Here is a 26,425-nt window from a genome sequence, read left to right on the forward strand (position 1 = left end):
AAAGCGTTCCCCGGCCCTTGATCTTTGGCGGTTAAATCAGTTGACGGAGGGCGGTTATCGGGCCGCCAGTTTTCCCAACAGCGCGACCGCATCCAGCGTGCGCTCGCCAAACGCGAACCCGCAGCTCAGGCGGAAACAATTCCGCAATCCACCGGACGCCGAGAACACCGGTCCGGGCACCAGGCTCACGTTCTCCGCCATCGCGCGCACCGCGAAATCCTCGGCATCGAACGCGGCGGGCATCTCGATCCACAACACGAAGCCGCCGAGCGGCTGGTTCACCCGGCAGGTGTCCGGGAACGAGCTGACGACGGCCTGGCGCATGCGCGCGCACTGCACGGCATACAATTGCCGGATGCGCCGCAGGTGGCGGTCATAGCCACCGGCTTCCAGGAACTCGGCGACCATGAGCTCGGAGAGCGTGGCGTTCCACGGACACTGGATGCTCTTGAGGCGCTTGATTTCGGCGAAATGGGGGCCCGGCACGATCCAGCCGACGCGCAGCCCCGGTGCGAGGGTCTTCGAGATCGCACCGATGTGGATCACGTGGCCGCCGTAGAGCGAGATCGAGGGATGGCGGATGCCATCGTGCCCGAGTTCGCCGTAGACGTCGTCCTCGACGATGGCGAAGCCGTGGCGCTCGGAGAGCGCGGCGAGCCGTTGCTTCGCCTCCACCGGCATGAGGCCGCCGATGGGGTTGTGGAAATTCGGCTGCACCACGCAGGCGGCCACGCGGTGCTTTTTCAACGCGGTCTCCAAGGCCTCCACCACGAACCCGGCGTGAGGACTCACCGGAATCTCGATCGCCCGCAGGCCGAGATCGCGCAGCAGATGCAGGATGCCGAAATAGGTCGGCGCTTCCACCGCGACCAGATCGCCGCGCTTGGTGGTCGCGCGCAGGGCCAGCAGCAGCGCCTCGGTGGCTCCATGGGTGGTGAGGATTTCATCGGGCGAGGCCTTGATCCCGGCTCCGAGCAGGCGCTTCGACACGGCCACGCGCAGCTCGCGGCGGCCGGGTGGCAGGGTGTAGCGCAGGGCCGCGCCGCCGTGTTTGCGGAACAAGGCGTTCGAGATCGAGGCGAGCTTCGCCTTCGGAATGATCGAGTCATCCGGTGCCGCGGCAGCGAAAGGCACCACCCGCGGATCGGCGACGGTATCCATGACCGCCTCGAACAACGACGCGCGCTCGATGTGGATCGGCTTCCGCGCATGGGCGGCGGTGGTGGGAATGCGGGCCTCGGACAGCACCGGGGCCTTCACGTAGTAGCCGGAGCGCGGCCGGGCCTCGATCAGGCCGGTGTCCTCCAACCGACGGTAGGCTTCCATCACCGTGGAGATGCTCACGCGGTGTTCATGGCTGCTCTGGCGCACCGACGGCATGCGGTCGCCGGGCGCGAAGGTGCCGCCGCGGATCAATTCCGCCAGGCGGTTTGCCAGCATTTCATAGCGCGTGGATTCCATGGATTGGAACAAGGATCAACCGGTGAAACTGTACCGCAATACAATTTGATCCGCTGTATCTGTGCCGTTCCTCGGAACCGGACCAGAATGTCTACGTCAACCGACACACGCCATGATTGTCCTGCTGAAAACCGCCATCGTGCTCTTCCTCTTCGCCTGGATGTATCTCGGTGGCTGGCTGGTGGTCCGCTACAATGTGCTCTTCGGCCCGCACCGCGATGACCCGGCGGAAACACCCGGCGCGCGTTCCTTCGGCGTGGCCCACATCGGCGCCGTGTGGATCGGCGCGTTCGCATTGGCCATTTACTTCCTGTTCCGCTGACGGATGGTACCCGGAACGGGGGTGGAGTCCATTCACACGGGTCCACCGGTCATCCGGGACGCTCCGGGGGGAGACACTCCCGGGTGTTCGTGAAGCCCGCGGGATTCCACTCCCACCTCACCGCTTCAATTTGAGCAGCCGCTCGCCCGCGGCGTGGAGCGTGTCCTCGTTCTTCGCGAAGTGGAACCGGATCAGGTGGTTCACCGGCTCGCGGAAGAAACTCGATCCCGCCACCCCGGCCACTCCGATCTCCTTGATGAGCCATTCCGAGGCCTCGCTGTCGTGCTCGAATCCGAGCGGCGAGATGTCGACGAGCGTGAAATACGCGCCCTGCGGCTCGGTGAACGGCAGGCCGATCTGGCGGAGGTAATCGAGGAAGACATCGCGCTTCCGCGTGTAGAGGTCCCGCAGGCCGGCGTAGTAGCTGTCCGGCAGTTCCAAGCCCGCGACCGCGGCTTCCTGCAAGGGCGCGGCCGCCCCCACGGTGAGGAAGTCATGCACCTTCCGCGCCTGCGCGATCACCTCCGGAGCGGCGTGGACGTAGCCCAACCGCCAGCCGGTGATGGAGTAGGTTTTCGAGAGAGAATTGCAGGTGATGGTCCGCGCCGCGGCTCCCGGCAGGGCGGAGAAGTAAACGTGCTCGTGCGGAGCGAAGACGACGTGCTCATAGGGCTCGTCGGTGATGACGAAGGCGTCGTGCTCCTCGGCGAGGTTCAGGATCGTCATCAGCTCCTCGCGGGTGAAGACCTTCCCGGTGGGATTCGACGGATTACAGACCACGATGGCCTTCGGTTTCAGCGCGAAGGCGCGGGCGAGCTCCTCGGGATCGAAATGGAAATCCGGCAGCCGCAGCGGGACGTAGATCGGCTCCGCGCCGCACAAGATCGCATCGGCCGCGTAGTTCTCGTAGAAGGGCGAGAACACGATCACGCGGTCGCCCGGATTGCAGGCGGTCATCATGGCCACCATCATCGCCTCGGTGCTGCCGCAGGTGACCACCAGATGGCGGTCCGGATCGACCTCCAGGCCGGTGAAGCGCGAGATCTTCCGCGCCAGCGCATCACGGAACCGCGGTGCACCCCAGGTCATCGCATACTGGTGATGCGGGCCGCGGGTGGCCTTTTCCAAACCGGCGAGCAGGGCCTCCGGTGGATCGAAGTCCGGAAAGCCCTGGGACAGGTTGATCGCGCCGTGTTGGTTCGCCAGACGGGTGGTCCCCCGGATGACGGATTCGGTGAAAACGTTCAGGCGGGTCGCGGTGGCAGGCATGCAGGTGGTAAACTGCGCGGAACCATGAGAAGATGACCGGTGGTTGTCGAGACGGTCCGCATGACTCCAATGCCCGCATTTGACCGATTTTGAAATGTTTCGCACGATTCCCGCGTCTATAAAGTTGCATTCAACATAATTGCTTCCATGCCCCTCCCCTCCTTCCGTCTTCTCGCGGCGTTCCTGCTGATGGCCTCCGCGGCCCTGGCCCAATCCCCTCCCGTCCAGATGACGGAGGACGCCCGCTCCTACACGCTGGCCAATGGCATCGTCACCGCCACGCTCGACAAGGCCAAGTCACAGGTGGTGTCGCTGAAACTCGCCGGAGTGGACTACGTGGACCCGGCCAAGGGGGTTTACTACAGCATGGGCGGCGGCACCGACTACCGCCAGCCGACCGGGGCCGTGGCCACGGTGACGAAGAACGATCCGGAGCTGGTGGACATCGGCTTCCGCCAGAAATGGGCCGGCAAGTCCCCCTCCCAGGCCGTGGACATCGAGGTCCACTACGTGCTGAAGCGCGGTGAATCCGGCGTCCACACCTACGCCATCCTCGATCACCCGGCGTCCTATCCCGCCACCGGCGTCGGCGAGTGGCGGATGGTCTGGGGCATGCCGAAGAAGGACAAGCAGGAGTGGCTGATGGAGAAGATCCGCGTCGATGCCCTCCGCAACTGGGAGATGCCCTCCCCCGCCGACCTCGCGGTGGCGAAGCCGACCGGCATCAAGGAGATCGTGCAGGTGACCCAGGGCGTCCGCGCCGGGCAGTTCGACTGCAAGTATGACTTCAATCTCGAATACTACTCCACCGGCTGCTGGGGCCACGCCAGCGACAAGAACCAGGTGGGGGCGTTCCTCGTGCTGGGCAGCCACGAGTTCTTCAACGACGGGCCGCTGAAGCAGGACCTGTCCTCCGCCTCCGCGCTGATCCACATCCACTTCGGCCGCAACCACTACGATGGGTCCAGTACCAAGCTCGCGGCGGGGGAGGCGTGGAGCAAGCTCTACGGCCCCTACCTGCTCTACGTGAACAAAGGCGGGAACGCCGACGCGCTTTGGGCGGACGCCCGCGCCAAGGCCGCCAGCGAGCGCAAGGCCTGGCCGCACGCCTGGCTGAACCACCCGCTCTACCCCCAGGACAGCGCCCGCGGCACGCTGGCGGGCAAGTTCACGCTGCACGACAAGCTGAAGCCCGCGCTGACCTCCGGCGGCGCGTGGATCGGCCTGTCCCAGCCGGAGCCAGGCGGAAACTGGCAGTTCGAATCGAAACGCTTCCAATACTGGGCCAAGGTGGATGCCGCGGGCCATTTCGAGATCCCGCACGTGCGGCCGGGCAGCTACGTGCTCTCCGCCTTCAACGACGGCGCGGTGGGCGAGTTCGAAAAGAAGGACGTGATGGTGAAGGCGGGAGCCAACAACGCCGGGGAACTCGTCTGGGAGGTGCCGCACGCGGGCAGCTCGATCGCGTGGGAAATCGGCAAGCCGGACCGCCGCGCCACCGAGTTCCGCAAGGGCCAGGATTACTTCCACGGCTACGTGTGGACGAACTTTTCGAAAGAGCTGCCGAACCCGCTGGTCTACACGGTCGGCAAGTCCGATCCGGCGAAGGACTGGAACTTCGCGCAAGGAGCCTACATGAAGGACGGCAACGCGGTGGCTTGGCCGTGGGAAGTGCGTTTCGATCTCAAGGACGTGCCCGCCACCGGCACCGCGCAACTGGTGATCGCGTGGGCGGGCTCGGACTCGGGCCGCATCCAGATGACGGTCAACGGCGACAAGTCGATCCCGACCTTTTATCCGCCGGTGGAAGGGGGCAACGCGCTGCTGCGCGAATCGATCCACGCGAAATACAGCGTCTCACGCGTGGAGATCCCGGTGAAGTTGCTGAAAAAGGGACCGAACGTGCTGACGCTGACCCAGACCAAAAACGCCGGGCCGATCCCGCATGTGATGTACGATTACCTCGCGCTGGAGATGCCGTGAGCGACTTCTTTTTTGGAGTGCGGCGAGCAATCGCCGCTTTGGGACCGGGAGAGAATCGACGGGAAGATAACCTCGTTGGAGCGAAGAGAGATTGAGCCAAGGAGGAGACGCTTATGGAACGTGGGAGTGGCTTTGCAGACGCAAGCTTTCGTCCCGGCGATGACTCGCCTCCGCTCAAAGCGGCGATTGCTCGCCGCAATCCAAAAGGAGAACTCCTGCCGCCCCCTCACGCCCCCACCTGCCGTAGCCACTCCTCGAGGTTGTAGTACATCGTCACCCGCGCGACCTTCCCGTCCCGGATGCTGAAGAACGCGCCCGCGGGGAGCACGTAGGTCTGGCCATTCGCCTCGGGCAAACCGTCATCGGTGGCGAGGTAAGAACCATGCACGGTGAACTCCGCGGCGGCGCGGCGGCCATCCTCACTGGCGAAGAGCACCAGATCCTCCAACCGCTCGCGATAGCAACGGTCCATCCGCGCCATGAACACGCGGAACGCCTCCACGCCGGTTTCGCTGCCGCCTTGGTTCAAGTCGTGGACGATGTCGTCCGCCAGCAGCGAGTAGAAAGTCTCCCGGTCACCCGAGTTGAAGGCGGCGTAGTAGCGGGATAGCAGATCGAGGGCGGCGGCGTGCGGCATGCCCCATCACTGGCCGCGCGGAGCCGGAAAGGGAATCCCGGAATCCGCGCGCGACCGCTCACTTCCGCTTCCTTTTCTGACCGTGTTTCTTCCCGCCGCTCTGCGCCTTGGGAAACGGCTTCTTGGCGGGCACGGCTTCCTCGCCCCCCCCGCGTTTGCCTTTCGGCTGTGGCTTCCCGGGCTTGGGCGGACGGGCGTCCTTTTGGGGTGGCTTCGGTCTCCGCGGAGGCATCGCCGGCTGGTTGAACTTCTCGTGCTTTCCCGCGGCGCCCTCGGTCCCGACGGCGATACGGAAGTCCACGAAACGCCGCACGCGGTCGACTCCGGTCACCTCCAGCGGCAGGCGCATGCCCAGCACGATCGACATCCCCTCCCAACTCGTCCACGCACCGCGATGGCCTTCGAAACGCCAGCGCCCGCCAGGCAGGTCCTCGCGCTTCACCGCGCCGCGGATGCCAATGTCCGGCACCTCGACCAACAGGCCCATCGGCCGCACGTCGGTCACCAGGCCATCGAACACGATCGGGTCCTCCAGGTCCGCCACGCGGCCGAGGAATTCCATCATCTTGAGCTGCTTGGTCTCGCTCTCCGCGTCCGCGGACACGCGCTCGGTGTCCGAGATGTGGCGGGAAATCTCGCGCAGTTCGCCCTGCGGCGGCGTGCGGTCGGGGTTCTTCGGCGAGTTGTCCAGGAACGGCTGCAACGCGCGGTGCACGATCAGGTCGGCATAGCGGCGGATCGGGCTGGTGAAGTGGCAGTAGTCCGCCTTCGCGAGGCCGTAGTGGCCGATCGCGTCCGGCGAATAAGCGGCGCGCTTCAGGCTCTTGAGCAGACCCAGCTTGATCGCGTGTTCCTCGGGTGAGCCCTTGGATTCATCGAGCAGCTTCTGGATGTGCTCACGGTTACTGAGGTCGCCGGGCTTGTAGCCGTGGAGCTTGGCGGTTTCGCCGAATTCGAAGAGCCGCGAGAAATCCGGGTCCTCGTGGATGCGGTGGACCGCCGGTTTCTGGTTCACCTTCAGCACCCGCGCCACCGCCTCGTTCGCGGCGAGCATGCACTCCTCGATGAGCTGGTGGCTGGCGGTGTGCACCACCGGTAACACGCCACAGGCCCGGCCCTTGTCATCCAGCTTGATGCGGATCTCCGGCATCTCCAGGTCGAGCGCGCCATTGGCGAAGCGGCGGCGGCGTAGCGCGGAGGCCATTTTCCATGCCTCCTTCACCATTTCCTCCAGCCCCGCTTCGGAGCCTTCCGGCGCGGGCTTGCCATCGAGGATCGCCTGCGCCTGTTCGTAGGAAAGTTTCGCCCGGCTGTGGATCACCGCGTCGATGAAGCGGGCCTTCTTGATCTCGCCCTTCGGGCTGATATCCATCAGCGCGCACTTCGTGAGGCGGTCGACATCCGGCTTCAGCGAACAGATGCCGTTGCTGAGTTCCGGCGGCAGCATCGGCAGCACCCGGTCCACGAGGTAGGTCGAGTTGCCGCGTTCGGTGGCCTCCTTGTCCAGCGCGGTGCCCGGCTTCACGTAATGGGACACGTCCGCGATGTGGACGGCCAGCGTCCACCCCTTGTCGGTCTTCTCCAGCCAGATCGCGTCGTCGTGGTCCTTCGCATCGGCGGGGTCGATCGTGATGACCAGCTTGGGCCGCCAATCGGCGCGGCGCTTGATCTCCTCCGGAGTCGGATCCTCCGGCGTGTTCCGCGTTTCATCGAGCACCGCCTCCGGGAACGAGGTCCGCAGGCCGTGGCGGTGGATCACCGAGACAATGTCGACGCCCGGTTCGCCCGGCCAGCCAAGCACCTCGATGATGCGGCCGCGCGGAGCCTGGTCACGCTTGTCCCACTGCTCCAGCTCCACCACGACGGTCTGCCCCGGTTGAGCGGTGGTGTCGCCGTGGAGCTCCACGGGGCCGTCGAGCGAGGTGTCCGAGCACTCGACCCACGAGTGCTTCCCCTTCTGGCGGAAAATGCCGACGAGGCGACCCGAGCGGCGCTCGAGGATCTGCTCGACATGGCCCTTGGCCTCGTCCTCCGGCATCTCGCCCAGACGGCGGTCGCCCTTCTGGAATCTCCCCTCGCGCTTCGGCGAAGGCATCCGCACCGAGATCCGCACCTTGTCACCATCCAACGCCGTGCCGGCCTCGCGGCGCGAGACGTAGATGCGCGAGTGCTTTTTCAGGTCGATGCCGGTGGCGACGTTCTGCTCATCGGCGGCATTCGGGTAGAAGAACGCGTGGCCTTTCGGATGGAACCGCAGGGTGCCCGTGAGCTGGTCGCCCTTCTTGCCTCGTAGCTCGTAACGCGCCTTTTTCCCCTCCACCACCTCGCCCGCGTGCACCAGTTCGTGCAGCACGTCCCGCAGGTCGCTCCGCGCCGCCGAGGGGATTTCCAATTTGCGAGCCAGCTCCGATCGGGTCATCGGGCGGTATTTCGGCGAACGCATCCATTCCAGGACCTGCGTCCGCATCGATTCCTCTGCCATGCCCCAGAGTGTCGCCTCAAACGGAAGTCCGCAAATGCAAAGCAACTTGGCAGAAAAGAAAGATTGCCGGACGTGGAAGTGGGTTTACGTATTTACCATGTCACTTCCCTGAAAGGGTCGTTGTCAGTCGGAGAGAAATGCGCTTGGTTCGCGGTTTCAAATCCATATTCAGTCATCCCACCGATTCATGAAAACCCACCCGTCCCGCCGCAAGGGCTTCACACTCGTTGAGCTTTTGGTCGTCATTGCGATCATCATCGTGCTCGCGGCCGCTGGCTTCGCCGCCGCCCAAGCCGCCATCAAAAAAGCCAAGCAGACCGCCGCCAAGCAGGGCTGCACCTCACTCCAGGAAGCCGTCAACGCCTTCTACAACGAATACGGCCGCCTGCCGGAGCCTTCGGACAGCGGCGCGACGGCGGACAACGATCCCTACGACACGTCCACCGGCGAAGGCCTGAAGCTCGTCACCATCCTGCTCGGCAAGGAAACCGGCACCAACCTGCAGAATCCGAAGCAGATCACCTTCCTCAACGTGCCCACCGGCAAGTCCAATAAAAACGGCCTGATCTACAGCGGCAGCGAGATCAAGGGCCTCTACGACCCCTTCGGCAGCGGCTACAAGATCGTGCTCGACTACGACTACAACGAGGAGATCAAGCCGCCGACCGAAAGCGGCTCCAGCACCAACAGCGACAACCTGCTGCGCGGCAAACGCTGCATCGTCTACTCGCTCGGAGTCGACAAGAAGGGTGGCGCCGAGGCCGTGAAGGTCTTCTGATCCTCCCCTTCCGGATTTCCCGATCCATTTCCAAGCCCCGCCCGGTCCCACCGGCGCGGGGTTTTTCGTATCCGCAAGGCACCCCCATTTGCAAAATCCGGACACCTTCGTGAAATGAACGGCGGGAACACACCGTCTCCTTCGTCTCAGATCATGGCGAAAACCCCACCACCCGCCGCACGCCTGCCCGCGCTCGACGCCTTCTTCGCCAGCGTGGCGCTGCCGGATCTGCTGCGCCCCTTCGACTCGGTACCGGGCCTCCTCTACATCGTGAAGGATCACCTCAGCCGGGTCATGGCCATCAGCCCGGAATCCGTCGCGCGCATGGGCTACCGCCACGAGGACGAGGTGCTGGGCAAACTCCCCCACGAGTATCTCCCGCCCGAGCTGGCGCGGAAATTCTGCGCCGACGACCAGTGGGTGATCCGCCACGGCGAACCGCGCCTCAACCTCGTCGAGATGTGGTTCAGCCCGGCGGGCAAGCGCGATTGGATCGTGACCGACAAGTATCCGCTCCGCGACCGCGACGGACAGGTGGTGGGAGTGATCGGCATCCACCAGAACCTCGACCTGCGGCGGAAGCGCCTCGCCCACCTCGGCCCCGCCGGAGAGGCCGCGGACTACATCCGGAAACGCCTTGGCGAGCCGCTGATGGTCGGCGAGATCGCCCGCCACGTCGGATTTTCCGAACGCCAGCTCCAGCGCGTGTTCCGGCAGGTCTTCGGCCAGACGATCCAGCAATACATCATCGAGAACCGCCTGCACGCGGCGACCGACGCGCTGGTCAACTCCGGCCAGGAGATCAGCGCGATCGCGCTGGCGCTCGGATTCCACGACCAGAGCGCCTTCGCCAACCGCTTCAAGCGCTTCACCGGCCGCTCGCCGCGGGCCTACCGGATGGAGGCCCTGCGGCAATAAGCCGTCTTACTGCCACTCCAGCACCAGCAGCGACACCGCCTGGCGGGGGAGCTTGAAATCGAGCGTGGCCTCGCCGCCCGCGATCTTCACGGTCGCCGGGCCCTCGATCTTCGCCAGCTTTCCGGCTTCCTCCAGCGAGGCATACTGCTCCTTGGTCGGCTGCTGCGGGGAGCCGAGCGCCTTCCACAGGGTGTAGGCATTGCTGTGGGTTTCATCGATGCGGTAGTGGCTGAGCTTCGCCTCCGCCGCCTTCACCGGCAGCCCGGGAAGCGTGAGGTTCACCGCGGCATCGGGACCGGAGACGTCGTCATCGTGGTAGTGCCAGACCATCACCGCCAGCCGGTGCTTGTCCATGCTGGCCAGAGCCGAAACATCCGCCTTCCCGCGCACGCCGTTCTTCATGATGTCATCCAGCGGGATCGCCGAGTCGCTGGCCACCGGCAGGTTCTCGCCGGTCATCTTGCTGAACATGCGGAAGACATTGAGCACCGGGTGGTCGATTCCATTGCTGGCGAGCACGCGGAAGCCCGCGAAGTACGGCTGGTCCTCGAACTCGAACGCCCACGTCAGGGCACCTTCCAGGTTCACGCCATGGCGCGCGGCCAGCTCGTGTTTCCGCGCGAAGCTGGCGGCGGTGTAGCTCGAATACATCGTGCCGTTGCGGTAGCCGTTCTGCGGCCCTTGGCAGGCAGCACAGCCTTCCGGGTCCGACTCACCGATGACGATCGGCGTGCTCTTGTATTCGGGGAATTTCGCGATCACCGAGAAGGCTCCGTTGATGTCGCGAAGCTGGTTGGCGATGCCCATCTGGACGTGGCCGTTCACGAACTTCGGCTGGCCCTTGGCGTGGAAGGAAATCAGGTCCAGCGGCGTGCCCTTCTGGCCGGTCACCGTGTTCGAGCCCTCCTGGCAGTGCTTCAGGAACTTCTCCAGCGTGCCGCCTCCCGGGCCACCCGCGGTTTCCGGCCCACCGATGCGGGCGTTCGGAAGCGCGCGCCGGACCCCGGCCACCGAGTGGTCGTAGAGCTTGTAGAACTCATCCTGCGTGCCGCGCCAGTAGCCGATGTTCGGCTCGTTCCACAACTGCCACCACCACGTGTCCACCTCTGCCTTGCCGTATTTCTCCAGGCAATGCTTCGCCCACTGGTAGCACAGCTCCTCCCACTTCGCGTAATCCTTCGGCGGGTAGGTCCAGCCAAGGTAGATGGTGTCGTATTTCGCCTCCGGCGTCCAATGGTGGCGGTAGGGCTCCGGCTTCGTCGACAGGGCCTGCGGCATGAACCCGAGCTGGACATACGGACGCACGCCGCGCTCCAGGTAGGCGTCGAAGATCTTGTCGGTGATCGTCCAATCGTAAACCGGGTTGCCCGCGGCATCCTCGGTGTAGGCATTGGTGCTGCCCCATTTCAGGGCCGGGGTGCCGTCGCCAGTGGTGAGCATGTTGTGGGCGCGGAAATAGACCTGCTTCGGGGCCATCTCGCCAAGTTCACCGAGCAGCTTCTTGCCATCCTTCATGTAGGCGTAGTTCGGCTCGTCCGCACCGAAGTAACGCCAGATCGGCTTCAGCGGTCCGGCCGGTTTCGACGCGTCCACGCGGATCTTCACCGGAAACGCCTCCGGTTGCTGGGCGGAACAAACGGCGGTCAGCAGGCCGAGTCCGGCCAAGGTCCGGAAGGCGCGCGAGAAGGAGGCAGGGCGGTTCATCTTATCCCACCGTAGAGCAAACCCTCCCCGGCGTCTTGTAAGCGGACGACATATCCTTGGAAAATCCGGACGGGGGGTGGGGCCATCGTAGCTGAAAGCTCTGCTTTCAGAATGTAGGGGGAAGCTCCCGCTTTCCCTCTTCGGGAGAGGAGATCGTTCGGCCCAACCGCCGCCGCCAACGGAGCTGGCGGAGACGATTCGAAAGCAGAGTTTTCGACTACATTGCACAAAAAAGCCGCCCCGGTCTCCCGGGACGGCTTCTTGATTCGTTTGGCTGGCAGTTCGAAAACCGCCGGACGACTTAGAAGTCGCCCATGCCGTGGTCGTGGCCGTGGCCACCGGCGGCGGCTTCCTTCTTCTCCGGCTTCTCGGTGATGAGAGCCTCGGTGGTCAGGAGCAGGCCGGCGATCGAGGCGGCGTTCTGCAGGGCGGAACGGGTCACCTTGGTCGGGTCGACCACGCCGGAAGCGATGAGGTCTTCGTAGGTGTCGGTGGCGACGTTGTAGCCTTCGGCACCCGACTTCACGCGGGAGACGATGAGGGCACCTTCGCGACCGGCGTTGGCGGCGAGCTGGCGGAGCGGAGCTTCCACGGCGCGGGCAATGATGCCGGCACCGGTGGCTTCGTCACCGACGAGGCCGAGGTCGCCGACGGCGGCCTGGGCGCGGATCAGCGCGGTGCCACCGCCCGGGACGATGCCTTCCTCAACCGCCGCACGGGTGGCGTGGAGGGCGTCTTCGACGCGGGCCTTCTTCTCCTTCATCTCGGTCTCGGTGGCGGCACCGACGTTGATGACGGCCACACCGCCGGCGAGCTTGGCGAGGCGCTCCTGGAGCTTCTCGCGGTCGTAATCGCTGGTGGTGTCTTCGATCTGGCGGCGGATCTGGTTCACGCGGCCGGTGATGCTGTCGCTGGAACCGGCGCCTTCGACGATCACCGTGCTCTCCTTGGAGATGGTGATGCGCTTGGCGGAGCCGAGGTCGGACAGTTCGACGGACTCCAGCTTGATGCCGAGGTCGTCGGTGATGACCTTGCCACCGGTGAGGACGGCGATGTCTTCGAGCATGGCCTTGCGACGGTCACCGAAGCCCGGAGCCTTCACGGCGGCGACGTTGAGGATGCCGCGGAGCTTGTTCACCACGAGGGCGGCAAGGGCTTCGCCCTCGACGTCTTCGGCGATGATGAGGAACGGGCGGCCGGTCTTGGCGACCTTCTCAAGCAGCGGGAGGAAATCCTTCAGCGAGGAGATCTTCTTCTCGTTGATGAGGATGTACGGGCTGTCGAGCACGGCTTCCATGCTCTCCGCGTCGGTCACGAAGTACGGGGACAGGTAGCCCTTGTCGAACTGCATGCCTTCCACCACGTCGAGCGTGGTTTCGATGCCCTTGGCTTCTTCCACGGTGATCGTGCCGTCCTTGCCGACCTTGTCCATCGCCTCGGCGATGATGTTGCCGATCTCGGAGTCCCAGTTGGCGGACACGGTGGCGACCTGGGCGATCTCCTTGGTGTCGGACACCGTCTTGGAGATGTTCTTGAGCTGGGCGACGATGGCCTCGGTGGCCTTCAGGATGCCGCGCTGGAGCGAGATCGGGTTGGCACCGGCGGTCACGTTGCGGAGGCCTTCCTTGTAGATGGCTTCAGCGAGCACGGTCGCGGTGGTGGTGCCGTCGCCGGCGATGTCGGAGGTCTTCGAGGAGACTTCGCGGATGAGCTGGGCACCCATGTTCTCATAGGGATCCTCGAGCTCGATTTCCTTGGCGACGGAAACGCCGTCCTTGGTGATGGTCGGGGAGCCGAACTTCTTGTCGAGGATGACATTGCGGCCGGCCGGTCCGAGGGTGGCCTTCACGGCCTTGGCGAGTTTCTCAACGCCGCGCAGGAGGGCCTGGCGGGCGGCTTCGTCGAATTGGAGTTGTTTAGCCATTTTGGTTACTGGTTAAAAGTTGTAGGTGATACGTAATAAGATGGAGGGCATTCGGCGAAGGTTGGTGGTCAGGGACTCTTCCCAATAACCTCCAACCTTTAACGAATAGCCCGTCGGCTTCAGCCAACGATGCCGAGGATGTCGCTCTCGTTGATGATGAGCACTTCCTGGCCGTCGATTTTCACTTCGGTGCCGCCGTACTTGGAGATGAGGACCTTGTCGCCCACCTTCACGGTGAACTCGATGTCCTTGCCATCGGAGTCCTTGCCGCCGGTGCCCAGGGAGAGCACTTCGGCTTCCTGCGGCTTTTCCTTGGCGGTATCAGGAAGGACGATGCCACCGGCGCTGATCGCGTCGGCTTCGATGCGCTTCACGAGGACACGCTGACCGAGAGGTTTGATGCTAGCCATGTTTGCTGTGTGTTGTGGGGTTGGTTTTCGTTGAGAATGCCGCTCCGCAGCCATGGGGGCCGCGGAGCGGAAAGATTTCAGGATTCAGGGATCAATCAACAACTTCGGCGTCGACGACCTTGCCCTTGGCCGGCTTCGGCTCATTGGACTCCGGAGCGGCCTCGGCCTGCGGGGCGGCCTGGCCACCGGCGGCGGCTTGGGCAGCCTGCGCGGCCTGATAAAGCTCGGCGAGCGAGCTTTCGAGCGCCTCGGTGGCGGACTTGATCGCCTCGAGATCGTCGTTCTTCAGCGCGTCCTTCACGGCGTCGACCTTGCCCTGGATGCCGTCCTTGAGTTCGGCGGGGGCTTCGGCAGGCAGTTCGGAGAGTTGCTTCTCGACCTGGTAAACGAGGTTCTCGGCCTTGTTCTTGGTGTCGACGGCCTCCATGCGCTTCTTGTCTTCCTCGGCGTGGGCCTCGGCTTCCTGCTTGGCGCGCTCGATCTCGTCCTTGGAGAGACCGGAGGAACCCTGGATCGAGATCTTCTGCTCCTTGCCGGACTGCTTGTCCTTCGCGGAGACGTGGAGGATGCCGTTGGCGTCGATGTCGAAGGTCACTTCGATCTGCGGCTCGCCGCGGCGGGCCGGGTTGATGCCGTCCAGCTTGAAGTTCCCGAGCAGCTTGTTGTCGATGAACATCGGGCGCTCGCCCTGGCAGATGCGGATGTCCACGGCCGGCTGGTTGTCGGACGCGGTGGAGAACACCTGCGACTTCTTGGCCGGGATGGTGGTGTTGCGCTCGATCATCGGCGTGGCGCGGGAGCCTTCGGTTTCGATCGAAAGCGTCAGCGGGGTCACGTCGAGCAGGAGCACATCCTTCACGTCTCCCTTGAGCACGCCGCCCTGGATGGCCGCGCCGATGGCGACGACTTCATCCGGGTTCACGCCCTGGTGCGGGGTCTGGCCGGCGAGCTGCTTGGCGGTTTCCACCACCTTCGGCATGCGGGTCATACCGCCGACGAGCACGAGCTCATCGATCTTCGAGGCATCGAGGCCGGCGGCCGCGAGGCAATCGCGCACCGGCTTCTTGGTGCGCTCGAACAGGCTGTCGGTGAGCTGCTCCAGCTTGGCGCGGGAAAGCGTGAGCTGGATGTGCTTCGGACCGGTCTGGTCCGCGGTGATGAAGGGAAGATTGATGTCGTAGGACTGCGAGGAGCTCAGCGCGATCTTCGCCTTTTCCGCCTCTTCCTTGATGCGCTGGAGCGCGTCCGGCTGACCGGAGAGATCGATGCCCTGGTCCTTCTTGAACTCGCCGACGATCCACTGGATCAGCGTGTTGTCCCAGTCGTCACCGCCGAGCTGGGTGTCACCGTCGGTGGCGAGCACTTCGAAGACGCCGTCGCCGATCTCCAGCACGGAGATGTCGAAGGTGCCGCCGCCGAGGTCATACACGGCGATCTTTTCGTCGGCCTTCTTGTCGAGGCCATAGGCGAGTGCCGCGGCGGTCGGCTCGTTGATGATGCGCAGCACTTCCAGACCGGCGATTTCACCGGCGGCCTTGGTGGCGTTGCGCTGGGAGTCGTTGAAATACGCGGGGACCGTGATGACGGCCTGCTTGATCGTTTCGCCGAGCTTGGCTTCGGCATCGGCCTTCAGCTTGCCGAGGACCATCGCGGCGATTTCCTGCGGCGAGTAGGTCTTCTTCTCACCGGCCACTTCCACCTGAATGTGGGCGTCACCGTTGGCACCGGCGACGATGGTGTAGGGCATGTGCTTGTCCGCCTCGGTGAGTTCCGAATACTTGCGGCCGATCAGGCGCTTGGCGGAGAAAATCGTGTTGCGCGGGTTCGTCACGGCCTGGCGCTTGGCGGCCTGGCCGACGAGGCGTTCGCCGCTCTTCGAGAAGGCGACGACGGAAGGCGTGGTGCGAGCGCCTTCGGAGTTTTCGAGGACCACAGCCTCCCCGCCGTCCATCACGGACATACAGGAGTTGGTAGTGCCGAGGTCGATACCGAGAATCTTTGACATGGTGTGGGGTTCCTTTCGTGGGGTGATCCGCCCTCGCAGGCGGGATTTGATGCCCACCCTTTCGCAAGCGATGTGCCAGCCGGACACACCCGCCCCACAAGCACCTGAAAACGAGACCATTGCATTTTTCGTCAACCTCCAGCCACACCTTCAGCTCGTAAAAACCACCCGCAGATCGCGCCACTTTGACGCACACTCGGCGGACAAGGTGTCGCGGTGTGACACATGGTGCGCGCACCGCTCGGAAGCCTCCGGTTAGACCCCGCGTGAAAAAGAGCAGCGGAAATACGAAAAACGGATTGCCAACCGGGAAGCGTCCCCATAGCGTCCGCGCTCCCAGACCAAGGGCAGGTGTCAGAGTGGTCGAATGAGCACGCTTGGAAAGCGTGTGTGCTAGAAATAGTACCGAGGGTTCGAATCCCTCCCTGTCCGCCATGGGAAGTTTTCCCTTTCATCAAACGCGTTCCAGCAGTGGAACGCGTTTTTTGTTTTCGAACGAAGGGAGGGAGGGACGAATGCGACGGGAGTGCTAACGACCTTTATTCCTAGGCGAAGCCCATATTGGCATGGCCGAAGGCAAAACCCTTGCCGAAGCGTAGCGGAGGCCGGGGTTTGACTGCGGCAGGAGCTTCGCGACTTCCTCCTCGTCCGGCGCAGCCGGGAAACTGGCAGGGCCAGAGCGCAGCGGCGGCAATCCCTCCCTAGCGCCCATCCAGCGTCACTCCCCGCCACCGCGGACCCGGGCGAAGAATTTTCCGGCGGATACCTGGCTGCGGGGGATGCGGATTTCGATGGCATCGTTGGAAGAGCCGCTGGACGCGGGGGTGATGTTGACCTGGATGCCGCGGGGATCAGGGCCTGAAGACGTGGGGCCGAGCGAGACCGAGTTCCAGGTGGCGAACTCGGTGGCCCATTCCAGGGCGAGCGTGTGACCGGGCTCCGTCGCGGCTTCGTGGGCCCGGGTCAGGTGGATGACGAGGTCGGCACCTTCCGTGGTGACGGCCAGCGGCGGCGCGGTGGCCGGGGCCAAGGGCTCAGCACCGAACATCCACTCGAGCAAATTGACGATGCCATCGTGGTCCGGGTCCGCCAGGTCGGCGGCGCTGCCGGTGGCGTGGTAACTGCCGAAGTTCGCGATGCGCCAGTTTTGCCGGGCGGTGAAACGGGACACCACCGGCACGGCATCCGCCCACACGTCCACGTAACGCGTGTCGGTGACGCGGGCGGCGATCTGGCAATCCCCCGCCGCATCGGGCGACCAATCGCATTGATAGGGCACGCTGGAGTCGGTGCCGACCAAGGCGTCGTTCACGAAGAAATCGACCCTCGCGATGGGATAGGTGCCGGCGATGACGGAGGCCGCAAGCGACACGGCCGAACCCGGCGTGACCTGCGACGCCGAGGTGGGAAAGGCGATCGTGATCTGTGGCGGGATGACGAGTTCGAAGGCCACCGTGCCGGAGTCGGCCCATTGGCCGTTCACGTCATAGGCACGCGCGATGAGTTCGTGGTAGCCGGTGTTCGGACCCACGGTCCACACCATCTCATAGGGCGCAGTGGCCACGGAACCGACGGACACGTGGTCCAACAGGAATTCGACGCGCTGGATCGCCACACCTCCAGTGTGCAGTGCATTCGCGGCGAAGCGGACCGCCGAAAAGGACGCGGCGATCTGCGGCCCCTCGTAACGCGGCGCGGTGATCACCGCGGCCGGCGCATTCATCGCGCCAACATGGATCGTCACCGCGGGCGAATACCCCTCGGTGCCGGTGGAGGAGGTGGCCACGGCGTAAATGCGGTGATCGCCCAAGGACAGCGAGGGAGCGGTGATGCTGAAGGGCGCGGCGGTGTCCTCCCCCAGCAAAACATCGCCTTCGTAGAAGCGCACGCGGGCGATCGTGGCATGATCCACGCTGGCGGTCGCGGAAATGACCGGCGCGGCCGGCTGGGTGAGAATCGAGCCATCCCCCGGTGCAGCGAGGGTCACGGTGGGAATCGCGGGCCCGGTCACGTTCACGTTGCGCCTCACCTCGCGCGTGCGCCCGTAGCCATCCGTCACCCGCGCGAGTAGCTCCCATTGCCCGAGATTGGCGGGAGTGAAGGAAGCGGTGAAAGGCGCCTCCGTGTCGGAACCGATGAATTGATTGTTCGCGTAGAAATCCATCCGCGCCACCGAACTGAGCGGCGCGCTCGCGGTGGCTTCCATGGTGATTTCCGCCGGGAAGGGAAACACCGCCCAGTCGGCGGGCGATGCGAAGGCCACGCTCATGTCCGGGAGGAAGGAGACCTGGATCGCGGCGGAGTCCGAGGCCGTGCCGCCATTCGTCTCGGTGGCTTCGGCGGTGATCTCGTGGGCACCTGCGGCCCAGCGCGAAGAGACAGTCCAATCAAAGACAAAGGGCGGCGAGGCGACCTCGCCGATCGGTTCACCGTCCGCATAGAAGACTACCTGGGTGATGGTGCTGCCGGGCGCGGCGGCATTCGCGGCAAGGTGGAGCACCCCTCCGCCCACCGTGGGCGTGTCCGGCAGCGGCGAGGTGAGGGTGATCGACGGCGGCGTGGGCGTTTCCACGCGCACCGTGATCGTCTGGACGGTGTAGCCACCGTTGTTGTCCCATGCCCATACCTCGTAGTCGTGATCGCCGTCCAGCAAGCCGGTGAAGGTGTGGGCATACGGCGGCGCGGTGAGTTCCTCCACGAGCTGGTAATTCCGCGTGAAACGCACGCGGGAAATGCTGCTGCCCGCCTGAGGGGTGGCAGTAGCGGTGACTGTCACGGCGGCGGGCGCGGTGAAGACGGCCCCATTGGCCGGGCTGGTGATGGTCAGCTCCGGATGCGTGGGCGAACGCATGTCCAGCGGCACGGCTTCGGAATTCCCCGTCACCCCGAGCGCGGTGATCGCCTTCGCAGTGAGCACGTGCCCGGGCAGCGCGGCGATCACATGATTCCAATGCAGCGTGTACGGCGGAGTGGTGTCCTCGCCGATTTTTTCCGCGCCATCGTAGAACTCCACCTTGGCAATGGTGCTGTTCGGCGAGCTAGCGGTGGCTTCGATGAAGATGTCCGCAGGCGCGGTGAAGGTCTGCGAAGCCGTGGGAGAGGTGATGGCCACCACCGGCGGCGGAGAGATCGTGTCGATCACCTGCATCACCCACGAAAGGCTGGCGGACGGGCGGTTTTCCCATGCGAACTTCCGAGGAGGAATACTGCGGTAGGCGGTGAGGCCGAGCGGTGGAGCCGCAGGCCGGATCCAGTGGTTCACGCCAATGTCGAAGGAAAGGTAAAGCTCGCGCGCCGTGGCTTCCATCGCCGGATCCGGAACGCCGTGCAGCAGGTGCTGGAAATAGCAGCCCCAGCCGATGGTGGTGGTGACCTCCTTCGCATGCTCGATGGCGGAGCCGTCGTAGCCATCGAGCGGATCGGCCGCGCCGTCGTAGCGCGCCAGGTAGAAGGGGTAGCGCAGCGCCCCGGAGTATTCGTAGATGCTGTCGCCATCGAAATGGGTCGTCACCGCCTGGAACTTCGCGCCGCGGCGGATGAAGTCCGCCACCGCCGCATCCTCGGACACCCCATAGGCACGGATCATCGCATCCATCGTCAGCGCCATCATCCACGGCGATGCGATGAGCTCGGTGAACACGCCGTCGCCATGCTGCGCGCCGTAGTGGTAGAGTCCGCCATCGAGCCGGTCGGCGGGGATCAGCCCGTCCGCGCCATTCTGGTGGCGGAGGTAGTCCGCGATCTGGCCAAGCACCTTCTGGCGAAACCCGGTTTCCCCCGTCAGTTCGAAGGCGACCAGATCAGCGAGCGTGCGGAAGGCGGTGTGGCGCTCCGTCCACTCGCCCAGTTGCGGCGTCCAGCGGGAGGGCTCGGTGAGCGCGTCGTGCGTGGCGGCCACCCAACGCACCGGCTCGAGATCGAGGGGATTTCCGGTGAACCAGTGATCGTAAGCGAAACACTCCGCATAGGAATACATCGTCGTGTTTCCTCCCGCACCGAGACTCGAATCATCCGGTGCCTTCAATCGGAAAATGCCGCGGTAGGGATCGGCCTTGGCGTTTCCGTATAGCTGCGAACGATAGAACTGCGTGGCGCGCACCGCCTCCCGCAGCGGCCGCAGGAAGCCGGTCTTCACATGGAGCTGGAAGAACGTGGAGGCACGGTCGTAGAGCCACGGCTCGGACTCGTGCTTGCAGTCCACCAGCTGGCCGCTCTCGTAGCCGCTCACCAGCGGATCATCCTCGTTGATGTTGGTGTAGAAGTTGTTCTTGAACGACCGGTCCGCCTCCTCGTAGCCGGGCCAGTGCTCGATGGCGTCCATCGCCTCCGGAGCATCGCGTGTTTCCGGAATGGAGTCCTTGAACGGCTCCGTGCGGCGCAATCCGAGCACGCCCTGGGAGAGCACCGCCTTCGGCAACAGCGCGTAGACATCCGGCTCCATCACGCCATCGGCGGCCACGAAAGTGCCGCTGGTGACCAGGTGCCAGCCGCCCTGCGGATCGGCCAGCGCGGCCACGTTCTGCGTCCGCGCCGCGCCGCCCCATTCCACGGTGATCGTTTCGCCCGCCGGATACGCGGCGGCGAAGCTGTGGTGGATCTGCACCCGCGCGACGCGCACCGACTGGCCGTCGATGGCGGAGTTGGTGAGATGCCGCCAGGGTGTGAGCTGCTCGACGAAGGCCGGGATCTCCACGCCGTTGCGCAGCACGCGCAGCGTGCTCAACTGCGCGGCGGTGATCGACCCGCGGGGAAACGGCACGCCGAAGGTCACCAGCCGCGACGTTCCTGGCATGACGTTTTCCATCGGACGCAGCGTGACCTCCATCGAGCCCGTGGCCTGTGCCGGAGCGTGGAACGGCGGCAACTGGCCGCGGCCAACGGCCGCCAGCAGGAGGAATACGATCAACGCTCGCAGGGTCATGGAAATCGAAGTTTCCCGAAATATCGCCCATCCAGCCAACGGGTGGCAATCCGGGAGATCCATCTTCCCCGTGCATCATGCACGGACCACGGCCCCGCGGGAAAAGCACAAAGGCCGCCTCTCCTCAGGGAAAGGCGGCCTTTGGAAAGCGATTGAACGCCCTTGATTAGCCCTGGAGCTGCTTGAGCACCTTCGCCACCGCGTTCTCGGCGGTGAGGCCGTGGAGTTCGCGCAGGGTGTCCGGCTTGCCGTGTTCGACGAACTCGTCCGGCCAGGCGATGCGCTCGACCGGAGTCTTGATCCCGGCGTCGTGGAGCAACTCGATCACCGCCGCACCGAAGCCGTTGTGGGCGACGTGGTCCTCGAAGGTGCACACCACCTTGCACTTGGCGGCGTATTCCTCGATCACCGTGGCATCGAGCGGCTTGATGAAGCGCGGGTTGATCAGGGCCACGGACAGGCCCTTTTCCTCCAGCATCGCCTTCGCGCGGCGCGCCATTTCGAACATGGTGCCGAGGCCGATCAGGGCGACGTCGGAACCATCCGCCACCACCTCGGCCTTGCCGATTTCCAGGATCTTGGCGGTCGCCGGGATCGGGGTACCATCGATGGTGCCGCGCGGATAGCGGATCGCGGACGGGCCGTCCTCGAACTGGGCCATGGTGTGGAGCATGTCCACGAACTCGGCCTCGTCCTTCGGCTGCATGAAAATCAGGTTCGGCACATGGCGCAGGTAGCCGATGTCGAACAGGCCGTGGTGGGTCGGGCCGTCGTCGCCCGACAGGCCGCCGCGGTCCATGCACAGGCGGACCGGCAGGCCCTGCAGCGCCATGTCATGGATGATCATGTCATAGGCGCGCTGCATGAAGGTGGAGTAGATCGCCAGGAACGGCTTGAAGCCGCGGGTGGCGAGGCCGCAGGCGAAAAGCGCGGCGTGTTCCTCGGCGATGCCCACGTCGTAGTAACGCTGCGGCAGCTCCTTCTTGAAAATCTCCAGCTTGGTGCCGCCGGGCATGGCGGCGGTGATCGCGACGATCTTCTCGTCCTCCTTCGCCAGGTCCGTCACCGTGCGACCGAAGATGTCCGAACAGGTCGGAGTGGCGGTGGTGTCCGTCGAGCCGTCCTCGATCTTGTAGGCACCGAGGCCGTGGAACTTGCCCGGGTTGTCGAGCGCCGGCTGGTAGCCGCGGCCCTTTTCCGTGATGATGTGGAGCACCACCGGCTCGTTGAGCGTTTTGAGGTGCTCGAAGGTTTTGACCAGCAGCGGCAGGTTGTGGCCGTCGATCGGGCCGTAGTAGCGCAGGCCGAATTTCTCGAACAGCACGTTCGGGAACAACAGGTTCTTCGCGCCTTCCTCGACCTTGTGGGCGAGGTTGCGGACGGCCTTGCCAGCGACCTTTTCGACGAACTCGGCGGCCTTGGTGCGGACGGCGGAGTAGGTCGAGTGGGTCTGGAGGGCGTTGAAGTAACGGGCGATGGCGCCGACGTTCTTGTCGATCGACCACTCGTTGTCGTTCAGCACCACGATGAAACGCTTGGTCGTTTCCGCGATGTTGTTCAGCGCCTCGAGGGTCGGTCCGCAGGTGAAGGCGGCGTCCCCGGCGACGGCGACGACGTGGCTGTCATCCCCCGCGAGGTCGCGGGCGGCGGCCATGCCGAGCGCGGCGGACAGGGCGGTGCCGGCGTGGCCCGCGCCGTAGCAATCGTGCTCGGACTCGCTGCGCAGCAGGAAGCCGTTGAGGCCCTTGTAGGTGCGGATCGTGTGGATCTGGTCGGCGCGGCCGGTGAGCATCTTGTGGACGTAGCCCTGGTGGGCCACGTCGAAGACGAAATTGTCCTTCGGGGTCGAGAACACGCGGTGCATCGCGATCGACAGCTCCACCACGCCGAGGTTCGGCCCGAGGTGGCCGCCGGTCTTGGAAAGGGACGTGATCAGCGAGTGGCGGATCTCCGCCGCGAGCGCGGGCAGATCGGCGTCGGACAACCGCTTGACGTCCTCGGGGGACTTGATGCTGGAAAGGAGCGGCCCGAGGGCTGGGGGCTCAGAAGAGGCGGATGTCGTCATCGTCGTCAGGGTCGTCCTCCGGCGTTTCGGGCGGAGGCGGGCCACCGTGGGTGGTGGAGGCGGCGGAATCCAGAGCGTTTTCTGCCTGATTCCGCAAGGTGATCAATTCAAGGCGCTCGCGGGCGGATTTCAGGACCGTCTCGCAGCGTTTCAACAGGGCGGAGCCCTTTTCGTAATGGGCCACCAGCTCCTCCAACGGAAGCTGCTCCTCTTCCATGGCCTCCACGACTGCCTCCAGCTCGGCAAGCGCCTCCTCGAAGCCGGGACCGGCTTCGGATTCAGAGAGGGTGGGTTTGCGGCGGGCGGCCATTACTGGGCGGAGTTGGAATCGGTGGTACGCAGCGGGCGGTCGCTGTAATAGACCATATCGTAAATGCCGAACAAATTCGCGCGGTACGGGTAGCGTTTGTAGATGGTCTGGAGCTTCGGATCCTTGTCGAAGGTGGTGAATCCGGGCGGATAGGTCGCGGAGAACACGTGGCCATCGATCACCAGCGCGGTGAAATCGCCGTATTCCTTCTCCACCTCGCTCATGTTGCCGGAGCCGTGGGAACTCGGGGAAATCACGATCCCCACCGTCTGGGTACCCAGGGTGCCGGCGGCGCTTTCCAGCTTCTCGAAGCCCTTTTTCGTGTTCGGCAGCCAGATGCTCATCCGGTCCGCATACCAAGCGACGGCCCACGGCTGGTCGGAGAAGCAGATCTGGTTCGGTTTCACCCAGTTCTTCAGCCCGAGATTCAGGGCTGGCGCGAAATACGGCGGCCACCACGGCACGCCACCCGAATCGCGGCGGTCGAGACCGAGCTTCACCTTCGGCCACATCCCCAGCACCAGCGGGGCGGCGCAGATCATCACCACGGCGATGTGGTGGACGTTCTTGAACAACGGATTGGCAGCCACGAACTCCAGGCGGCTCCACAGGATCGAGAGGAACGCCAAGCCGTAGGCGGTCATGATCGGCGCGAACACGAGGTGGATCTGGTTCGGGTCGAGATCCTTCGTGGACACCCCGAAGATCGACATGCCAACGGCCGCGAACACCCACATCGAGAGGATGGCGAAGCGGAACCGGGCGATGGAGGGCCGCTTGAACGGATGGAACAAGGCGATGAAGAAGATCGGGGCGACCACGATCCCGGCGAGGAACGGGACAATGTCGGTCGCCTGGAGGATGGTGGTGCGGAGAACCTTGAGCAAAATGCCGTCGAGCGAGAGCGGCTTGCTGCCGAGATCGTCCGTGCGCATGATCGAGGCCTCGTTCAGGCTGTCACCGAGGCCCTTGTAGACCGTCAGGAAACTGGTGCCGAAGGGGGAATCGCACACGCCCGACAACCGGATCACCGGGTAGAGCGCCGCCAGGAACAGGATCGCGAGGATCGAAATCGCCACGATGCCGCGCGGTCGGAACGCGAAGGCCGCGAACACCACGTAGCCCAGCACGATCCAGATCGCCAGCCAATGGGTCAACGCCATCAGCGAGAAAAACACCCCCGCCACGATCGCCGGCGTCAGGGCGATGCGTCCCTCCGTGGAGGCCTCCACCGCGCGGTAGGTGAAATACGCGCCGCAGGAGAACAGCAGCAGCAGCAGCAGCAGCATCTGCGGCAGCCCGCTGAGCGAGAAGTTCCAGAACGTCTCGCAGAACAACATCAGGATCGCGCAGACCCCGGCGATCTTCGCATCGAAGATCCTCGAAACCAGCAGGTAGGTCACCCCGATCGACATCAGGAAGAACAGGGTGCAGACCGCCGCGATGATCCGGTCCAGCGGGAACACCATCTGGCGCTGGCTCATGTTCCAATCGTCGGCGGAATCCGCCCCCACCAGTTTCAGCACCGCGGCGTTGATCAGCGGGTTCAGCGGCGCGTGATAGGTATCCGGAAAGCCAGCGAAGGAGGCGGAACCGTTGACCTTCTGGACCTGATGGTAGGCCACCGGACGGATCACCTTGGTGGTGAATCCATTGCCGCGTGCGATTTCCCGGGCGATCTGGGCCTGGTCCATGGCCTGCGGGGCGTTCAGCCCACGGAAGACGGTGAAGAGGTTGACCAAGGTCAGGGTGACCAGCAGCAGGATGAAAAGAATCCGGCGGATGATCACCCCGGCGTCGAGGGATGGAGACTGGGCGGCGCTCATGGAAAATCGGGGTGGATCCGGGCGGCTCAGAGGCCCAGTTCCTTCAGCTTGCGTTGGAGGGTGCGGCGGCTCACGCCGAGCAGGTCCGCGGCCCGGGTTCGATTGCTCCCTGCTTGGTCGAGGGCTGCCCGGATGGCGCGCGTTTCGAGCGCATGCAAGTTGAATTCCACGGGACCGGCAAGGTCCATTTTGTTGGAGATCCCGGGACCCGCGGGAGCGATTGGGCCTTGATCCGCAAGGAACGACGGCAGGTGGCGGACGTCTATGACGGAATCGTTACTCATCACCACCCCGTGCTCGATGGCCGTCCGCAGCTCGCGGACGTTGCCCGGCCAATGGTAGCCCCGCAGCAATTCCAGCGCCTGATCCGTCAGCGGCTTGACCGGTCGACCGTTGTCCTTGGCGAACTCCTTCAGGAAACTCCCGGTCAGCAGCACGATGTCCTCGCGGCGGGTGCGCAGCGGCGGCATCTCGATTTTCACCACGTTCAGGCGGAAATACAGGTCCTCGCGGAACTTCCCTTGGTCCACCAGCTCGCGGAGGTTCTTGTTGGTGGCCGCGACCACCCGGACGTCGATCTTCACGGGCGTGTTCGACCCGACCCGCTCGATCGTGCGCTCGGAGAGCGCGCGCAGCAGCTTCACCTGGGTGGCGGCATCGATCTCGCCGATCTCGTCCAGAAACAGGGTTCCGCCATCCGCCTGCTCGAAGCGGCCGATCCGCCGCTGGGCGGCTCCCGTGAACGCCCCCTTCTCGTGGCCGAACAGCTCGCTTTCCAACAACTGGGGGGAAAGGGCCGCGCAGTGGACGATCACCATCTTCGACTCGGGGCGGCCGGACAGGTGGTGGATCGCATGGGCCACCACCTCCTTGCCGGTGCCGCTCTCGCCCTCGATCAGGACGGTCGCACGGGTCGGAGCCACCTGCTGGATCAGATCGAACACCCGCGTCATCGCCGGGGACTTGCCGATCAGCTTGTCGAGCTTGTGGCGCTCGGACGACTGCTGCTTGAGCTCGCGGACCTCCGTTTCCAGACGGCGGTTTTTCAGCGCCCGTTTCAGGAGCATCTCGACCTCGTCCAGATTCAGGGGTTTGGTGACGAAATGCCAGGCTCCGCGCCGCATGGCCTCCACGGCCGTGTCCACCGAACCGTAGGCGGTCATCATGATCGCCACCGGTGGATTGGGGCGCGCCAGCGCCTTTTCCAACAGATCCATGCCGGAATCCCCGCCCATCCGGAGGTCCGTGAGCATCAGGTCGATCGGCTCGCTCTTGAGAATCGCAAGCGCCTCGGCGGTGCCGCTGGCGGTGTAGACGTCGAACTCCTCCTCCAGGGCCGCACGGAGACCCTCGCGGGTGGCGCGTTCATCATCAACGATCAGGAGCGTGGGCTGTTGCATATGAAAGATT

At 64.6% G+C, this 26,425-nt stretch carries 17 protein-coding genes and 1 tRNA gene; 5 read left to right on the forward strand and 13 right to left on the reverse strand.

The features are described 5' to 3' along the window. Window positions 1–54 precede the first annotated feature (54 nt). On the reverse strand, window positions 55–1,461 hold the full coding sequence (locus llg_RS02970) for a PLP-dependent aminotransferase family protein (RefSeq protein ID WP_338288071.1): 1,407 nt from the start codon (window positions 1,459–1,461) through the stop codon (window positions 55–57). A gap of 112 nt (window positions 1,462–1,573) precedes the next feature. Here llg_RS02970 and llg_RS02975 point away from each other — a divergent pair, with 112 nt between their 5' ends. Next, a complete protein-coding gene (locus tag llg_RS02975) occupies window positions 1,574–1,783 on the forward strand; it encodes a hypothetical protein (protein WP_338288072.1) in 210 nt (69 codons plus the stop codon). A 117-nt stretch (window positions 1,784–1,900) separates the two neighbouring features. On the opposite strand, the gene llg_RS02980 is transcribed toward llg_RS02975, so the two are convergent. Further along, complete coding sequence (locus tag llg_RS02980) at window positions 1,901–3,052, reverse strand: aminotransferase class I/II-fold pyridoxal phosphate-dependent enzyme (protein ID WP_338288073.1); 1,152 nt, start codon at window positions 3,050–3,052, stop codon at window positions 1,901–1,903. A 147-nt stretch (window positions 3,053–3,199) separates the two neighbouring features. On the opposite strand from llg_RS02980, the gene llg_RS02985 reads away from it, so the two are divergent. Then, the gene (locus llg_RS02985; protein WP_338288074.1) at window positions 3,200–5,035 is read left to right on the forward strand and encodes a polysaccharide lyase family protein; all 1,836 of its coding nucleotides are present in this window, start codon (window positions 3,200–3,202) and stop codon (window positions 5,033–5,035) included. Window positions 5,036–5,261: 226 nt separating this feature from the next. On the opposite strand, the gene llg_RS02990 is transcribed toward llg_RS02985, so the two are convergent. Continuing rightward, window positions 5,262–5,672 carry a ketosteroid isomerase-related protein gene (locus llg_RS02990; RefSeq protein WP_338288075.1) on the reverse strand — a complete coding sequence of 137 codons (411 nt, stop codon included), beginning with the start codon at window positions 5,670–5,672 and terminating at the stop codon, window positions 5,262–5,264. 58 nt (window positions 5,673–5,730) lie between these two features. After that, window positions 5,731–8,154 carry a ribonuclease R gene (gene rnr, locus llg_RS02995; protein WP_338288076.1) on the reverse strand — a complete coding sequence of 808 codons (2,424 nt, stop codon included), beginning with the start codon at window positions 8,152–8,154 and terminating at the stop codon, window positions 5,731–5,733. A 187-nt stretch (window positions 8,155–8,341) separates the two neighbouring features. On the opposite strand from rnr, the gene llg_RS03000 reads away from it, so the two are divergent. Both llg_RS03000 and llg_RS03005 read left to right on the forward strand, forming a co-directional pair. Next, window positions 8,342–8,932, forward strand: coding sequence for a prepilin-type N-terminal cleavage/methylation domain-containing protein (locus llg_RS03000; protein ID WP_338288077.1), 591 nt, complete (start codon window positions 8,342–8,344; stop codon window positions 8,930–8,932). Between the two features lie 153 nt (window positions 8,933–9,085). Beyond that, complete coding sequence (locus tag llg_RS03005) at window positions 9,086–9,850, forward strand: AraC family transcriptional regulator (RefSeq protein WP_338288078.1); 765 nt, start codon at window positions 9,086–9,088, stop codon at window positions 9,848–9,850. 6 nt (window positions 9,851–9,856) lie between these two features. On the opposite strand, the gene llg_RS03010 is transcribed toward llg_RS03005, so the two are convergent. The 4 genes from llg_RS03010 to dnaK all read right to left on the reverse strand — a co-directional run bounded on the left by llg_RS03010 (window position 9,857) and on the right by dnaK (window position 15,893). Then, window positions 9,857–11,554 (reverse strand): hypothetical protein, encoded by a 1,698-nt coding sequence (locus tag llg_RS03010; protein ID WP_338288079.1) that lies wholly within the window; start codon window positions 11,552–11,554, stop codon window positions 9,857–9,859. Window positions 11,555–11,855: 301 nt separating this feature from the next. Further along, a complete protein-coding gene (groL, locus tag llg_RS03015) occupies window positions 11,856–13,478 on the reverse strand; it encodes a chaperonin GroEL (protein ID WP_338288080.1) in 1,623 nt (540 codons plus the stop codon). A 119-nt stretch (window positions 13,479–13,597) separates the two neighbouring features. Beyond that, window positions 13,598–13,888, reverse strand: a complete 291-nt coding sequence (locus llg_RS03020) for a co-chaperone GroES (RefSeq protein WP_338288081.1) — start codon at window positions 13,886–13,888, stop codon at window positions 13,598–13,600. Window positions 13,889–13,979: 91 nt separating this feature from the next. After that, window positions 13,980–15,893, reverse strand: a complete 1,914-nt coding sequence (gene dnaK / locus llg_RS03025; RefSeq protein ID WP_338288082.1) for a molecular chaperone DnaK — start codon at window positions 15,891–15,893, stop codon at window positions 13,980–13,982. 345 nt (window positions 15,894–16,238) lie between these two features. Between dnaK and llg_RS03030 the strand changes: the two genes are divergently transcribed. After that, a tRNA-Ser gene (locus tag llg_RS03030) sits at window positions 16,239–16,328 on the forward strand. 283 nt (window positions 16,329–16,611) lie between these two features. On the opposite strand, the gene llg_RS03035 is transcribed toward llg_RS03030, so the two are convergent. The 5 genes from llg_RS03035 to llg_RS03055 form a co-directional block, all read right to left on the reverse strand. Then, window positions 16,612–20,814 (reverse strand): Ig-like domain-containing protein, encoded by a 4,203-nt coding sequence (locus llg_RS03035; protein WP_338288083.1) that lies wholly within the window; start codon window positions 20,812–20,814, stop codon window positions 16,612–16,614. Between the two features lie 166 nt (window positions 20,815–20,980). Continuing rightward, window positions 20,981–22,879, reverse strand: a complete 1,899-nt coding sequence (gene dxs / locus llg_RS03040) for a 1-deoxy-D-xylulose-5-phosphate synthase (protein ID WP_338288084.1) — start codon at window positions 22,877–22,879, stop codon at window positions 20,981–20,983. Continuing rightward, on the reverse strand, window positions 22,857–23,189 hold the full coding sequence (gene xseB, locus llg_RS03045; RefSeq protein ID WP_338288085.1) for an exodeoxyribonuclease VII small subunit: 333 nt from the start codon (window positions 23,187–23,189) through the stop codon (window positions 22,857–22,859). The genes dxs and xseB overlap by 23 nt, the downstream gene beginning before the upstream one ends. Beyond that, window positions 23,189–25,015, reverse strand: a complete 1,827-nt coding sequence (locus tag llg_RS03050; protein WP_338288086.1) for a hypothetical protein — start codon at window positions 25,013–25,015, stop codon at window positions 23,189–23,191. Before llg_RS03050 ends, xseB begins: the two co-directional genes overlap by 1 nt. A 26-nt stretch (window positions 25,016–25,041) precedes the next feature. Next, complete coding sequence (locus llg_RS03055) at window positions 25,042–26,415, reverse strand: sigma-54 dependent transcriptional regulator (RefSeq protein WP_338288088.1); 1,374 nt, start codon at window positions 26,413–26,415, stop codon at window positions 25,042–25,044. Window positions 26,416–26,425: the final 10 nt, after the last annotated feature.

This window comes from Luteolibacter sp. LG18 (assembly GCF_036322585.1).
In the GTDB taxonomy this organism is placed as follows: Bacteria; Verrucomicrobiota; Verrucomicrobiia; order Verrucomicrobiales; family Akkermansiaceae; genus Luteolibacter.